Genomic DNA, 13,706 nt, shown 5'->3' on the forward strand with positions numbered 1-13,706 from the left:
CTTATTTACCCTGTTGTTTTTGGATATGTTTAATCTTTCAATATACACAGAATAGTTAATCATTCATGAATTAACTATTGTACATGTTCCGCTTGTTGTACATGTTATCTCAGAGATTACACATGATCAACTTATGGTACATGTCACTCACTGTAAATCTGCAGAGTGTTACTGACTCAAAATGCTATTTACTTAAAGATCGGCCCAACGGCGCGAAGTAACCTTGCAGCGCTTGATAAATCTCTTTGCGATGCGTGAGGTCTGGATACAGAGGGTACATATCTGGTTTGGTTGTGCCGTCGACTAGGTAAGCGTTTTCGATATCAGAACAGGATTCAATCACTGACTCAAAGGCACGCGCCATCATTTCTGTGGGTAGTGAGAAGTAGCGGGCAGACGTCGCTTTGTCGGCAATAACACTGCGTGCAACGTAATCGTGTTTGTCCAAGTTATTGTCGCTAAGCAATGTGGCGTCAAACACAGACATCAAACTTTCGTTTAATGGATGAGGTCGCACCTTTCTATCGTGTAACCAACAGTCACTGGCGAACAAGATTTGCTTACGAGGGCCGGAGGTATCGCCAATCTCAAATGCTTTCTCTGCGATATAGTGGTCAAATGCATGCCAGAACTCGTGAGCGAGCGCACCAGCTCCTGCATTCTTAGCGAGGGCTAACTCTCGTTGGTTCGGTGCGTAGTGTGCTTGTACGCCTTTTCTTCCGCCACTGCCAAAGGCTAAACCGAGCGTGCCGCGAAGGCCAATCGCTTCTGGCGGCAGAGCCAAGATGTAAGCCAAGTCTGCTAACGAGTCGAATATCAGATTTGCAGCCAGTTCTTTCTCTTCTTTCGTTACCCAAGCGCCCACACGGATGCTGCCCATACCGAAGGTCTGTTTGATGTCCATGAATGACACCTGATCGCCATGTCGGTAGTCTGGGCCTTTGCGCGTTTTGTATTTAAAGTGGGTTAACTTCAAAGGGGTCCTTGGAAATATATGTAGTTTAGCGCTGTTGTGTGGTGCATAGGGTTAAGTTGGGAAAGTTAGCACCTTTGTGAGTAAATTACCGAACAAAATGAGTTAGATTGTGTTCGAAAGCTTCCCATGAGGTTGGGCTACCTTCGTGGGTCAGTGGAAACAGCGACTTATTTGGCTTGGCATAGCTTAAACGATGTAGCCTCTGCGTGACATGATAGCTGTCTAGCCCAGAAATAGTGACTAAATCTAACGCTTCTAAATCTAGGTAGCCGTCCGGCATCACAGCACGTTTTGGCGCGTGAACCGTAACAACTTCACCAATCAACATTTGGGTTTGGTTACTTTCAATTGTGATTTTTTCTTTGAAAGCCAAGCCTATTTTCAGAGGACTTTCCAAGACAAACGGAGCAGGGAACACATCATCGTAATAGGACGTGAGACCGACCGCGTTAAACTCTGAGATTGATTTAGGGTAACGAGCGGAAGTTTGATGGGCTTTTTGAACAAAGCCTGCACCGATGCTGTTGATGGTGAAGTGTTTAGTTTCCAGGATGTTCTCTAATGTATGACGGCGACTTTCTGCAGGTCGGACGATGAAGCCAAACAAAGGTGGATTCGACCCTAAATGAACCACAGAACTCACCACAGCAAGGTTTTCTAGCCCTTGTTTATCGCAGGTGCCAATAAGGTTGGCGCTTTTGAACCCCGATAAGGAGTTAATTAAACGAGCGCGCTCACGTTGATCCATTGCTTGGATATCTTGTCTTGAAAGGGTCATTTCCTTCATATTTTCTCTTCTTCTCACTTTTGTTTCGACGACTTGTTCACTAACCAAGTCATATTTACGCAGAAGCATCCTCTATCGATCAGCAGAGTGCTCAGTTTGGGCGTGGGCTGCCCGTCTCTTTTATCTCTGCGACAGCCAACGGACGAGAGCCTTTGCATAGATTTACGTATGTTGACGCCGCTTTACATCACGCAAGCTAAAGTAATGATGTCGTCTTTATGAGTGTTAAAAAATGAAATCAGTCCGCAATATCATCTGGGCAATGATTGCCACAATGTCAGCCTTTTGGTTTGCGATGGAACCGCAACTCTTCGCTTCAAACAACGTATTTGAATGGCGTTCTGCCATGATTCAGTACTCGGGTATGTTGTCTCTGATGTTAATGTCCATCACCATGATCTTGGCGATGCGTTTGCCTATGGTTGAGAATTGGCTCAACGGTATGGATAAAGCGTATCGAGTCCACAAATGGCTAGGCATAGGCGGCGTTGCAATGGGTGTGACACACTGGTTGTGGTACCAGATTCCTAAATGGCTAGTGATGTCTGAAGTGTTGGCTAAGCCTGTTCGTCATGATGGTTCAGGCCCTGCAAGAACATTGTCTGGTTGGGAAGCATGGGTCAATGGACTCCACGGCTTTGCTGAAAACATTGGAGAGTGGGGCTTTTACCTATTACTCGTTTTACTGGTGGCGTCGTTGTGGGCGGCTGTGAAATACAAACCGTTTAAACTGTCACATCGTTTTATGTCGGTCGCGTACCTATTGATCGCTTTTCACTCAGTATTACTTCTCAAACATGCCTATTGGGGCGAACCAATTTACTACCTAACAGTGGCATTTGCTTTGGTTGGGTCTGTTGCGGCGATTTACAGTTTATTGGGCTTTGTAGGGCGTCGTAATCGTCACTCTGCTTCTGTCGTTTCCACTCGCTACTTTCCCAAAGCTGAAGTGATGGAGTTAGTGCTAAAGCCAAGTACATTATGGCGAGGACACAAAGCAGGGCAGTTCGCATATCTGCGTTTTGGTAATGAAGATCCTCATCCGTTTACTATTGTTTCAGGTAGCGAAGATTCAGAACTGCGTTTCTTGATTAAAGAGTTGGGTGATTTTACTAATGGGTTAGTTGAGCGAGTAAAGGCGGGCGATGCGGTTACGGTGGAAGGGCCTTATGGTCGACTTGAGTTTGACCTAAATAAGCCACAAATTTGGATTGCTGGTGGTGTCGGAATAGCGTCGTTTTTTGCAACGCTTGAAGCGCTCAAAACAGAGAAGACTCACACTCGCATCGAGCTATTCTATTGCACTCGTGGTGTTGATGAGCATTTGGTGGATGAGTTATGGCACCTTGCACATCAAGTCGGAGTGAAGTTGAACGTGATAGATACCTTACACTCACCTCGATTAAACGCTGAACGCATTGCTCACCAGTGTGGTGATTTAAACGATTATGAGCTATATTTCTGCGGGCCAGAGTTGTTCTCAACCTCGCTTAAAAAAGAACTCGATACGTACAAGTTCAATGTTGACCAGAATTATCACGAAGAGCTGTTTGTGATGCGTTAAAAAGGTCGAAAGAGGTATCAATAGTGTCAAGTTTGGCTCTTCGTTGCGGGGTCAAGGCAGCGGTTGGATTTGGTGTTATTGATACTTAACGACAAGCTCTAATTAAAAAGGCAAAAGTTACTCAATTTTTTATTGCAGCGGTTTGCTATTGAGCGATACCATGTACGGCTGTTTTATTGGTAAAGATTGCAAAATGTCAGATGAAAAGCTCGCGCTAGAGTGGATGCGTCAACAAGCGCATAGAATTGATCCATATGTTATAAATCCATCATTTGATGAATGCGTTGAGTTGCTTGAGCCTGCCTTTAAGAAGGGCAAGAGTGTCGCGCAGCTAAAATATCTATTATCAGAAGCGGATCGCCGAGCTGGCGCTGCCGAGCGTAAACACGCCGCTTTAAAGTTCGCCAAAGAAAAAAGCCCAAAGGCAGGCCAAAACCTTCGCCTTCAAAGCAAGCTTCAACAGGTTCAGTTGGCATTAAAGTTAGCGACGGGCGATAACAACATGACCATATCGCAGTTCTGTTCTGAGTATGATGTCAGTAAGCGAGACGGCAACGAAGCGTGGAATGAAAAGCTGGTTGAGCAGAATAATAAGAAGTGATTTTTTCGATGTCTTATGCTGTCTCACTGAGGCCCGATAAGATTTACTTGATCGTGAAAATTTGTTCATAAAGTCATTTCAAACCCTACCAATAAATGTTGTTCAACTGTATTTCAAAAGCCTGAAAAGCATCTTTTCTTCTCAGGCTTTGCGAACAGCTAGTCACTCATCTTTTTCGTCTTAACTGTAAACCACAGCAAAAGTATCGATGAGCGAATATCAAATCTTAAGGTCGAATGTTATTGAAGCTGACCTTCTGCGTTCCATCTCCAAGTTTCTCCAACTTAACCACGTCTCCTTGATAGTAATACGGTTCCATTGGCATATTGCTGTTGGTCGGTCTTGCGTAGTGCAATACAGCCAGTTTAGCGTCAACTTGCTGAGCATATAAATAGCCAATCAGCGCATGTTCAAATTGGTGATAGCCATTGCCCCAATGGAAAGCTTTAGTTCGCTTAGGATCAAGCCCAACGCCACCATATTTGTGGTCGACCCATACATCATGAAAGGTTGGTAGGGTGTATTGCAGGACGTCTTTCATTGAACCATCGACCAGCGAAACCGTCATGGCCGCTTGATCAAGCTCAGCCCACTCCCATGATGACGCCCACTGACTGTGCGGTCTGCTTTGCCAGCCCGTGATATCTTGCCCTTGCCACATTTTCTGAAGTCGCTCACCAAAGTAGTTAGATACATTGGCAAAGTCTTTCTGATATTGCGCCTGGTCCAGAGTGTGTTTCATGCCGTCTAAACCAAACTCCGACCAATCGGAATTATCTAATGCATGACCGGTTAGATAGGTCATCCAATATGCTTTGATGGTGTGCCCAAAATCGTTGTGATTGGCATTCGGCATCATCGCAGCTTTATCATGAATTGCGCCGTAGAAGCGTTGTTCATCTTCAGAATGGTATTGGTCAATCATGGCTTGCGTGAGCCAGTTTAAGTCATCAAGCCATTTGGATTTGACGGGCTCTTTGAGCAGAGGGGCGACTAACAACAGGTAGCCGTTTATTTGATCAAGTTGCGCGACCAGTTCGCGTCGTTTTGCACTGCCATCTTCACCGTCAGCGAGTACCCAAGCAAGACCGCTGTTGTCGCTAAGTCGATATTTATCAAAGATAAAAGCTTGTTGGGCGGTGAGTGCTTCTTCTACCTTTTTGTCTTGGGTTAGGTAGTAGTACATCGCGAGTCCAACTAAAGCATACGCTTGATCTTGAGAGGTACGTTGCTGCCAATCCTGACCAGCTTTCCCCTTTTTTGTGTAGCCAATAAAGCCACCATTTTGCTTATCTTCTAGTTGATCAATGAGGTAGTAGGCGCCTTGCTTGGCAAGCGCTAAAGCCTGCTTATCACCAGTAAGGTGATAGAGCACGCCATAGGCATAAGTTTGACGTGACTTCATCCGCGTAAACTCCTTGCCAAAGTGCGGAGTGATCCAGCCTCGGTTCAATTCAGGACACACATCAGAAACATCGAGCAAGGTACCGTCATCACAACGAAACGTCGGGAAGTTGCCTATCGGTTCTCCCTGAGCACTAGGCATTAGCCAGTAAGGTGCCAGCCCTTCAGAAGCATGATTGATCCAGTCTTCTCCAGAGGGAAGGGTGACATTGGCAGATACGGCCAAGCTGGCCACGCTGAGTAATGCGATCGTTGCTCGTAACATGATGTTTATCTTAATGATTTGAGTTTCGTTGAATATAAACAATCGCATCTGCACATTGTGATTCGGTGATCACAATCGACCAAATTATTAAGGTTTAAATAAAGGCTCACAGACTAGTGAGCCTTGAAAGGGTGTTTTGTATTTTATACTTGGTCGCCCGCCTCGTCTTCTTCGACCACATCGGTTTCTAAACTTGCTTCCGCTAGCCACTTTTGTATCGATGGGCTGTTGAGCACGCGTTGTTGATACTGTTGGGCTTTGTCCGAAAGCTGGATGCCATAGGTTTCTACACGTAAAGCCACAGGTGCAAACATCGCATCGGCAATCGACCATTCACCAAACAGCCATCCCTCTGGGTATTGCTCCATCTGTGTCGACCAAATGGCGTCGATACGAGCGATGTCTTTTAGTGCTTCTTCACTGAGTGTGAGCTTTCGTTGTGCGCGGCAGTTCATCGGCATTTCATTTCTGACGGCAAAAAATCCAGAGTGCATTTCTGCGGAAATAGCTCGAGCATGGGCGCGTTCTTTCACTGAACTGGGCCATGCTGCACCGTCCAAGTGGGCGTCGTTAACGTATTCCAGAATCGCCAATGAATCCCACACCGCAACGTCACCATCAACTAGGGTTGGAACCTTAGCCGTTGGTGTCACTTTCGCCAGAGTGTCGTAGAAATCAGAGGTGAAAAGCTTGAGCTTAATGACTTCTGCATTGAGGTTGTAGTTGTCGAATATCAGCCATGCGCGCAGTGACCAAGTTGAGTAGTTCTGGTTTCCAATATAAAGCTGCATCGTTGCTTCCTTGCGTTTGGTGGGTATGTTTTGAGCCTAGGGCATGCATGTGAGCTTAGGGGATTGTATTGCGGCGTACTAACGGATAATTTTGATGCAATACATTAATAAAAACGATGGGTGGTGATTTCAATATGGATATTGATGCTTTGCGAGGTTTTCTCGCGTTTGTGGAAACCAGTAGTTTCACACGTGCAGCGAAACAGATAAATCGCACCCAATCGGCATTCAGTGCTCAGATGCGTAAGTTGGAAGAAGAACTCAACGTCACTCTTTTCCAAAAAGAAGGACGTAACTTAATACTCACTGAAGCAGGCTTAGCGCTGCGTTCTCATGCCGAACAGTTGGTAGCGCTCCACAATACAGCCCTCAAGCAAGTAAAGCGTTACGAAGACAAACAACCGCTACGACTCGGCTGCCCTGAAGACTACAACGACACTATTCTGCCAAAAGTGATTCGCCTGTTACAGAAAGCGGAACCCACCTGTTCAATCCAAATATTTAGCCTGCCCAGCATTACGCTGAGAGAGTGGTTGGATGACGGAAGGCTTGATGCGGCGATTGTCACCCGAGCGCCCGACAGCGAAGAGGGGCATTGGCTCACCAGTGATACAGGGGTTTGGATTTGTAGCCCTGATTATGCGTTTGATGGTTCCAAGCCTGTTCCATTAGCTTTGTTTCAAACGGACTGTAAATATCACGCTGCAGCAGTGAATGGTTTAACTAAGCAGGGTACGCCTTATCAATTGTTGGCTTGCAGCAATACCGCTTCAGCGCAGCGGGCAATCGTTAAAGCTGGATTAGCCATCGGCGCGATGGGTAAGCTCAGCGTGACTCCGGATTTAAAAATTCTTGAGGATATGCCGCCGTTACCAGCAGTGGATATTGTGTTGATCTTAGCGAGCAAACATCACCCGGTGTTAGACAAAGAAGTGCTCAATCAACTTGTGGAGTTAGACTCCAATTAGATTTTTGCTCGGTGAGGGTAATGTTGAGTGCGAAACTAAAATAGATAGGCCGAAAACATTGTGTTTATCGGCCTTATTTTTATGGAAGACTGAACGTGAGTTAAGAAAGCTTGAACTTGCTTAACTCACCGTGCAAATCTCCGGCTTTCATTGTCAGCTCATTACTGATTGCTACTGATGATGTCATGGTGCCCATCACTTCCACGGCGGTGTCATTGATGATCACTACATTGCGGTTAATCTCTTCTGATACTGAGCTTTGCTCTTCAGCCGCGGACGCAATCTGATTGTTCATGTCGTTAATCACTTCAATCGCTTGGTTGATTTCCGACAAGGCGAGATGTGCTGCTTGGGTTTCCCCTTTGGTATCGTTCGCTTGCTTCTGGCTTTGCTCCATCAATATCACGATAGATTGAGTCTCTTGTTCTAAGCGAGCCAACATCGAACGAATCTCTTCTGTCGAGCCTTGAGTGCGATTTGCGAGGTTACGCACTTCATCTGCCACGACAGCAAAGCCTCGTCCTGCTTCACCCGCACGTGCTGCCTCAATAGCGGCATTAAGTGCAAGTAAGTTGGTTTGTTCTGCAATGCCACCAATCTCGCTCAAGATACCCTGAATAGCGGTGCTCGAATCGACCAAATTTTGCGTTTGTTGCTGCGCATCGTTAACCTGCACAGCCAAGCTGTCTACCGCGCTGGCGGCATTGTCCATGCGTGTCATGCCATTGAGACTGTTGCTTTGTACTTGGCTTGCGGCTGCGGCTGCTTGAACGGCTGAGCTTGCCACTTCTTGCGCTGTCGCACTCATTTCATTAATGGCTGTGGCAAGTGAGTTCACCTCGTTAACCTGAGAGTTCAACTGGTCACGTGAAACTTCGGCACGAGCTTGGCCTTCTGTTGCGTTTTTATCTACTTGGTCGGCCGTTACCATAACGGTAAGTAGCATCTCTTGCATACGAGATAAGAAAGTATTGAACCAGTGTGCAAGCTGAGCGGTTTCATCTTTTCCTTTCACTTCAATGCGGTAAGTTAAGTCGCCTTCGCCTTGTGCTGCATCTTTAAAACGCTCCACTAAGTTGTTCAGAACCTTGCCCAGAGAATTGGCAATGAATGCCATTGAGGCAATGCCTAGAATAGCTGCGATGAGCCCCGCCCACACACCTTTTTCAAGTGCTTTTGAATTCTGTGCATCACTCCATTGCGTGTAGTCGTCGACGCTTTTTGTAAGGTGACTACTGGGAACCGACACCATGACTACCCATGGCGCATCACTCGTATCGATGGCTGTTATTGCGTACTCATCGCCTCCGAAATTAACAAGACCAGCCCCTTCTCGTTTAGCTATAGATTGAATCTTCGACCATTCGGATTCCAATTCAGAAGAGACTCGTTTACCCACCATGTTTCCAGCACGGCTGTTGGCGAGAGTTATGCCTTTCCATGATGTAATAAGGATTTTTCCTTCGCCATCAAACAAGTTACGCGCAAATAATTCACTCTGGCTTTGAAGCTCGAACAAAGACAAATCAAAGCCAATTGAGCCTATGATTTTTCCGTCTTGTTTGATTGGTTGGCTGATGGTAGTGATGAGCTCTTGCTTGCCGCGAACTGGATAGAAATAGGGTTCCATCACAAATGTCTTACCGGTTTGGTATGGCATTAAGTGCCAATCGTCTTTGCGCTCACCGTTGCTGTTGAGTTCGGTATTGCTGAAGCTCTCCATTGCGACGGCATCAAAGCTGTTCTGATCGTTGGGAGAGAAGAAAGGGGCAAGGTAGCCCTGACTGTTAAAACCTAATTCAGTGTCCAAGCTGATCTCGTTATTCAGATCGGTTTGTTGTGGCCAAGTCTTGTTCTCCCACACCATGTAGCCCGCAAATACAGCTTTGTTTTGTGCTTCCAAGGCAGCAGTAAACTGTTTAACGATAAGGTCTGCGCTTGCGTTGGTTTCTGAACTTAACTCAATAATGGATCGTGCTTGCTTAAGGTTTGCTAGTACAGGATCAAGTTGGTTGGCAATGTTCAAACCTTGTTGAATGGCTGTGTTTTGTAAATCTGTCGTTGTGGCGTCTGTCAGCTGCGTCTTTACTTTTTCAGTGACTTGTTTGTTCACATCGGTAAAGGCGCTGGTGGTCATGCCCATTGCGATCAACAGAGTGAAAGCCATTGCTCCGCCTGCACTCACCGCAATTCGCGTACGTATACTGTTAAACATATGATCCCTGTAGCCAAATAGTGGTAGTTTTCCAGAGATTTTAAACAAGATAAATGAATGGAAAATTCAAAATAATGAACACAAAAAGAATAGGGTGATCAAAATTATAAATAGGATTGCATAGTGCTCAGATTTATATCTTGCGGGCGAGTTCTATAAGGCAAGCAAATGGCCGTAATTATTTCATTAGCTATTTGTATTCATTGATCTTTTAAATTTATTGATGATATTTATTTGTCGGTAAATCAAGAAGTTGTAGTTTGAGAGTGTCCTGAATATGGATTACTCATTACGTGACTTTGCTCACACTTTAATTTAATCCGAAGCGCATTATATCCACTTGTAAAGTGCGTGTTTATGCGTTGCATGTTCAATCTGAGGAACCAAATCATTGTGCATGTTTTATTGAAGAATCCCCAAGCTCTTTAGCTTTCGATAAATGGTATTGCGGCTGATGCCGAGTATTCGCGAAGTCTTACTGATGTTGCCTTGGTTCGCTTGATACGTTTGCAACAAGGTTTCTTCAACGGTACTTCTTAAATCGTTACTCGCTGTACCTTTGATGGCATTAGGAGTCGTCAGTTGATGCTGATTATCGTGTGCTAATGACGTGAGATGTTGAGCAAGGTGGCTGGGCACATGCTCGAGTGTGAGTTGGGGTTCATCACTTGCTAATAGAGCAGCAACCTTAAGTAAGTTGTCTAATTCGCGGATATTACCCGGCCAAGAATAGGCGCACAGTAAGCTCATCAAGTGAGGGCAGATTGTTTGCTCATCTTCGGCGTATTTACTATGAATGTGCTCGATTAAGGCGTGCTTATCTTGTCGGTGTTGTAGGCTTGGCAAGGTGAAGGCTAAGCCATTTAGTCTGTAATACAGATCTTGTCTAAATTCCCCCGTAGCGACCAATTGTTCTAGGTTTTTATGCGTGGCAGCAATGATCTGACAATCGACTTGGTAGCTCTGATTTGAGCCTACAGGCACTACGGATTTGTCTTGCAGAACATGCAGCAATCGACATTGAGCCTCCAATGGCATGTCGGCGATCTCATCCAAAAATAGAATGCCCTTGTCTGCTTGACGGATCTTGCCTTGGAACCCTTTGTGGCTTGCGCCAGTAAATGCGCCCGGCGCGTAGCCAAACAGCTCAGATTCGATAAGATCTTTCGGCAGCGCCCCACAGTTTACCGCCACTAAAGGCGACGATTTACGCTGGCTTTGCTTGTGTAATGCTTTAACAAATTCGCCTTTTCCAACGCCCGTTTCTCCTAAGATTAATAGGCTGATCCCTTTATCGATAACCTTGTTAGCTTGCTGCCAAGCGTGTTCTATCTTTTGTTCGCCATGGTGCAAATCGCACGATGCTGAAATGGAGCGCGTGCGTTTGGTGGTTGGTTGTTTGAGATGCTGTTTCTCAAATACAAAGGGCGTGTCTAATGAGGTTCGGTTGAAGAGGGTATCTATGCATTCGCCGACGATCGAGGTTTGATCCAACAATTGAGAGGCAACCTGATTGTGCGCCACTACTTCGCCAGCTTCATTGGCTATCACAATCCCTTGCCAACCACTGTGTAATAAAGATTTCTCACACGCAAGATCGATTCGAGTGGTGCCTTGTGGGATGTGGCTCAGTAGCTGGTTCTCAACAAGCTGAACCATATTTTGAACCAGTAATTGGACGGAACTGTCGTGTTGTTGCTGCTCACTGGTGATGTCCAATACGCCAACCATTTGACCTTGGTGATCGAACACTGGGCTTGCTGAACAGCTGATAAATCGATGCTGGTGGATGAAGTGTTGTTCGCCAATGATGGATACTGGCTTGGCTTCAACAATGGCGGTGCCAATCGCGTTGGTGCCTTTCAGTTGTTCCTGCCAACAGGCTCCAGAGCTGAGTGCAATTGATGTCAGCTTCTCCTTAAACCGCTCCTGTCCCCAACTCGCCAGAATCACCCCTTCAATGTCCGTCAAAATCAAACGACTGTCAGTGCGCGCAAACATCTGATTAAACAGAGGGAGAGCATTACGTTCGACGATATGAATCAAGTCAGACGATTGATGACGTCGCTGTTTAAGAATCGATTGTGGTAGGCGAATGTCTTCGGGAAGTCGTCTCTGTTTTAGACCCGCTTCTGTGCTGCGGTGCCAAGACGACGAAAGCCAATCTGAGGTGTTTGCTTGTTGAAGGTGCATGACTGTTCCATGTCGTAACAGTGAGGGTGTACCAATTTGGAACAGTTGAACACTGGTGTGGTTTCCAGACGTCCGTTCAATGCCAACTCACTTTGGGTTGTAAACGTTTGGTAATCATAGTTTTACAATTTATTAACAACAAGTTTTGAAGTTCTGGCGTGTGATTTGCGTTGTTACTGTTGTGAAGAAAACACGAAGTATCAGTGTTTTAAACAGAAAGCATAAACATGGGCGTCTTGTCATGAGTTCTTTTCTCAAGAGGAGCCGCCACAAAAATAAGACAGCTCTCGCTCAATAACGAATAACAAATCTAAGAAGGATCTAACTATGATTTACGCACAGCCAGGTAGTGATAACGCAGTGGTGAACTTTAAAGCGCAATACGATAACTTTATCGGTGGCGAGTGGGTGAAGCCTGTCAGCGGCGAGTATTTTGATAACACTTCCCCAGTGAATGGTCAGGTGTATTGCCAAGTGGCACGCTCAACCGAGGCCGACATTAGCTTGGCACTTGATGCGGCGCATGCAGCTCGTGCAAGTTGGGCTTCGACCAGTGTGACTGAGCGCTCTAACATCCTGCTTAAAATTGCCGACCGCATTGAAGCGAACCTTGAAGAAATCGCGGTCGCTGAAACATGGGAAAACGGCAAGCCTGTGCGAGAAACCTTAGCGGCAGATATTCCTTTGGTTGTCGATCACTTCCGTTATTTCGCGGGTTGTATCCGAGCGCAAGAAGGCAGCGCAGCTGAGCTAGATTCAAACACGGCGAGTTACCACTTCCCAGAACCCATCGGTGTGGTTGGGCAGATCATTCCTTGGAACTTCCCGATCTTAATGGCGGCTTGGAAATTGGCACCTGCGCTAGCGGCGGGCTGTTGTGTTGTGATGAAGCCTGCTGAGCAAACACCGACATCGATCCTAGTGATGATGGAGAAGATCGCCGATCTTCTGCCTGCTGGCGTGGTCAACATCGTGAATGGTTTTGGTAGCGAAGCGGGTCAAGCGTTAGCAACCAGCGATCGTTTGGCGAAATTGGCCTTTACTGGTTCAACAGAAGTTGGCCACCATATCCTAAAATGTGCGGCTGAAAGCTTGATTCCGTCAACGGTTGAGCTTGGCGGTAAGTCTCCAAATATCTACTTCCCAGATATCTTTAACCACGAAGACGAATACCTAGATAAGTGTGTCGAAGGCATGTTGCTGGCGTTCTTTAACCAAGGGGAAGTGTGTACTTGTCCATCACGTGTGTTGATCCATGAATCGGTGTACGACAAGTTCATCGCCAAGGTGGTCGAGCGTGCTCAAACTATCAAGCAAGGCAACCCGTTAGATACTGATACGCAGGTTGGCGCACAAGCTTCTAAAGAACAGTTCGATAAGATTCTTAGCTACCTAGAAATCGGTCGTCAAGAAGGTGCGAAAGTGCTGACTGGTGGTGAAATCGCGCAGCAACCAGATGATCTCGGTAATGGTTACTACATTCAACCGACCATGCTGGAAGGGCACAACAAGATGCGTGTATTCCAAGAAGAGATCTTTGGTCCTGTTATCGCGGTAACGACGTTTAAAGATGAAGCAGAAGCGCTAGAGATTGCCAATGACACCGAATATGGCTTGGGTGCAGGCGTATGGACGCGTGATGCAAACCTAGCGTATCGCATGGGACGTAACATCGAAGCAGGTCGTATTTGGGTGAACTGTTATCACGCTTACCCAGCTCATGCCGCGTTTGGTGGTTACAAAAAATCGGGTATTGGCCGTGAGACACATAAAATGATGCTCGACCACTACCAAAACACTAAGAACCTATTGATCAGCTACGATACTAATCCGTTAGGTTTCTTCTAATACAGGTTCGTTCTAAAAGTATGAGAATGAATCATGGGTACAAAGAATAACTAACAACGCAGTTGGCTTAATTAAGAAAAATAAAAAGTGAAAG

Annotated in this window: 10 protein-coding genes; 4 read left to right on the forward strand and 6 right to left on the reverse strand. The window is 46.0% G+C overall.

All coding sequences use genetic code 11. The features are described 5' to 3' along the window. Positions 1-184: 184 nt before the first annotated feature. Both AACR09_RS18160 and AACR09_RS18165 read right to left on the reverse strand, forming a co-directional pair. Entirely contained in the window at positions 185-976 is a 792-nt protein-coding gene (locus tag AACR09_RS18160; protein ID WP_193835501.1) for a CLCA_X family protein, read from the reverse strand. Between the two features lie 85 nt (positions 977-1,061). Further along, a complete protein-coding gene (locus tag AACR09_RS18165) occupies positions 1,062-1,763 on the reverse strand; it encodes a flavin reductase family protein (RefSeq protein WP_193835502.1) in 702 nt (233 codons plus the stop codon). 232 nt (positions 1,764-1,995) lie between these two features. Between AACR09_RS18165 and AACR09_RS18170 the strand changes: the two genes are divergently transcribed. Next, positions 1,996-3,327, forward strand: coding sequence for a ferredoxin reductase family protein (locus AACR09_RS18170; protein ID WP_193835503.1), 1,332 nt, complete (start codon positions 1,996-1,998; stop codon positions 3,325-3,327). Positions 3,328-3,520: 193 nt separating this feature from the next. Continuing rightward, positions 3,521-3,928, forward strand: a complete 408-nt coding sequence (locus tag AACR09_RS18175; protein WP_026012354.1) for a hypothetical protein — start codon at positions 3,521-3,523, stop codon at positions 3,926-3,928. A 226-nt stretch (positions 3,929-4,154) separates the two neighbouring features. Here the strand turns inward: AACR09_RS18175 and AACR09_RS18180 are convergent, their stop codons facing one another. Beyond that, on the reverse strand, positions 4,155-5,597 hold the full coding sequence (locus AACR09_RS18180) for an N-acylglucosamine 2-epimerase (RefSeq protein ID WP_193835504.1): 1,443 nt from the start codon (positions 5,595-5,597) through the stop codon (positions 4,155-4,157). 143 nt (positions 5,598-5,740) lie between these two features. Beyond that, the gene (locus tag AACR09_RS18185) at positions 5,741-6,388 is read right to left on the reverse strand and encodes a glutathione S-transferase family protein (protein WP_193835505.1); all 648 of its coding nucleotides are present in this window, start codon (positions 6,386-6,388) and stop codon (positions 5,741-5,743) included. Between the two features lie 116 nt (positions 6,389-6,504). Between AACR09_RS18185 and AACR09_RS18190 the strand changes: the two genes are divergently transcribed. Next, positions 6,505-7,356, forward strand: a complete 852-nt coding sequence (locus tag AACR09_RS18190; protein ID WP_193835506.1) for a LysR substrate-binding domain-containing protein — start codon at positions 6,505-6,507, stop codon at positions 7,354-7,356. A gap of 100 nt (positions 7,357-7,456) precedes the next feature. On the opposite strand, the gene AACR09_RS18195 is transcribed toward AACR09_RS18190, so the two are convergent. Together AACR09_RS18195 and AACR09_RS18200 are read right to left on the reverse strand one after the other, a co-directional pair. Beyond that, positions 7,457-9,571: a methyl-accepting chemotaxis protein gene (locus AACR09_RS18195; protein ID WP_193835507.1), complete on the reverse strand. Its 2,115-nt coding sequence runs from the start codon at positions 9,569-9,571 to the stop codon at positions 7,457-7,459. 402 nt (positions 9,572-9,973) lie between these two features. After that, a complete protein-coding gene (locus AACR09_RS18200) occupies positions 9,974-11,764 on the reverse strand; it encodes a sigma-54-dependent Fis family transcriptional regulator (RefSeq protein ID WP_193835508.1) in 1,791 nt (596 codons plus the stop codon). Positions 11,765-12,091: 327 nt separating this feature from the next. Here AACR09_RS18200 and exaC point away from each other — a divergent pair, with 327 nt between their 5' ends. Next, the gene (exaC, locus tag AACR09_RS18205; RefSeq protein WP_016785531.1) at positions 12,092-13,612 is read left to right on the forward strand and encodes an acetaldehyde dehydrogenase ExaC; all 1,521 of its coding nucleotides are present in this window, start codon (positions 12,092-12,094) and stop codon (positions 13,610-13,612) included. The last annotated feature ends 94 nt before the right edge of the window (positions 13,613-13,706 follow it).

This window comes from Vibrio sp. OPT20 (assembly GCF_963889365.1).
In the GTDB taxonomy this organism is placed as follows: Bacteria; Pseudomonadota; Gammaproteobacteria; order Enterobacterales; family Vibrionaceae; genus Vibrio; species Vibrio splendidus.

Bases quoted from the DNA above. Each gene is read 5' to 3' on its own strand.
- AACR09_RS18165 (WP_193835502.1), bottom strand. From the start codon at position 1,763: ATGAAGGAAATGACCCTTTCAAGACAAGATATCCAAGCAATGGATCAA.
- AACR09_RS18170 (WP_193835503.1), top strand. From the start codon at position 1,996: ATGAAATCAGTCCGCAATATCATCTGGGCAATGATTGCCACAATGTCA.
- AACR09_RS18175 (WP_026012354.1), top strand. From the start codon at position 3,521: ATGTCAGATGAAAAGCTCGCGCTAGAGTGGATGCGTCAACAAGCGCAT.
- AACR09_RS18180 (WP_193835504.1), bottom strand. From the start codon at position 5,597: ATGTTACGAGCAACGATCGCATTACTCAGCGTGGCCAGCTTGGCCGTA.
- AACR09_RS18185 (WP_193835505.1), bottom strand. From the start codon at position 6,388: ATGCAGCTTTATATTGGAAACCAGAACTACTCAACTTGGTCACTGCGC.
- AACR09_RS18190 (WP_193835506.1), top strand. From the start codon at position 6,505: ATGGGTGGTGATTTCAATATGGATATTGATGCTTTGCGAGGTTTTCTC.
- AACR09_RS18195 (WP_193835507.1), bottom strand. From the start codon at position 9,571: ATGTTTAACAGTATACGTACGCGAATTGCGGTGAGTGCAGGCGGAGCA.
- AACR09_RS18200 (WP_193835508.1), bottom strand. From the start codon at position 11,764: ATGCACCTTCAACAAGCAAACACCTCAGATTGGCTTTCGTCGTCTTGG.
- exaC (WP_016785531.1), top strand. From the start codon at position 12,092: ATGATTTACGCACAGCCAGGTAGTGATAACGCAGTGGTGAACTTTAAA.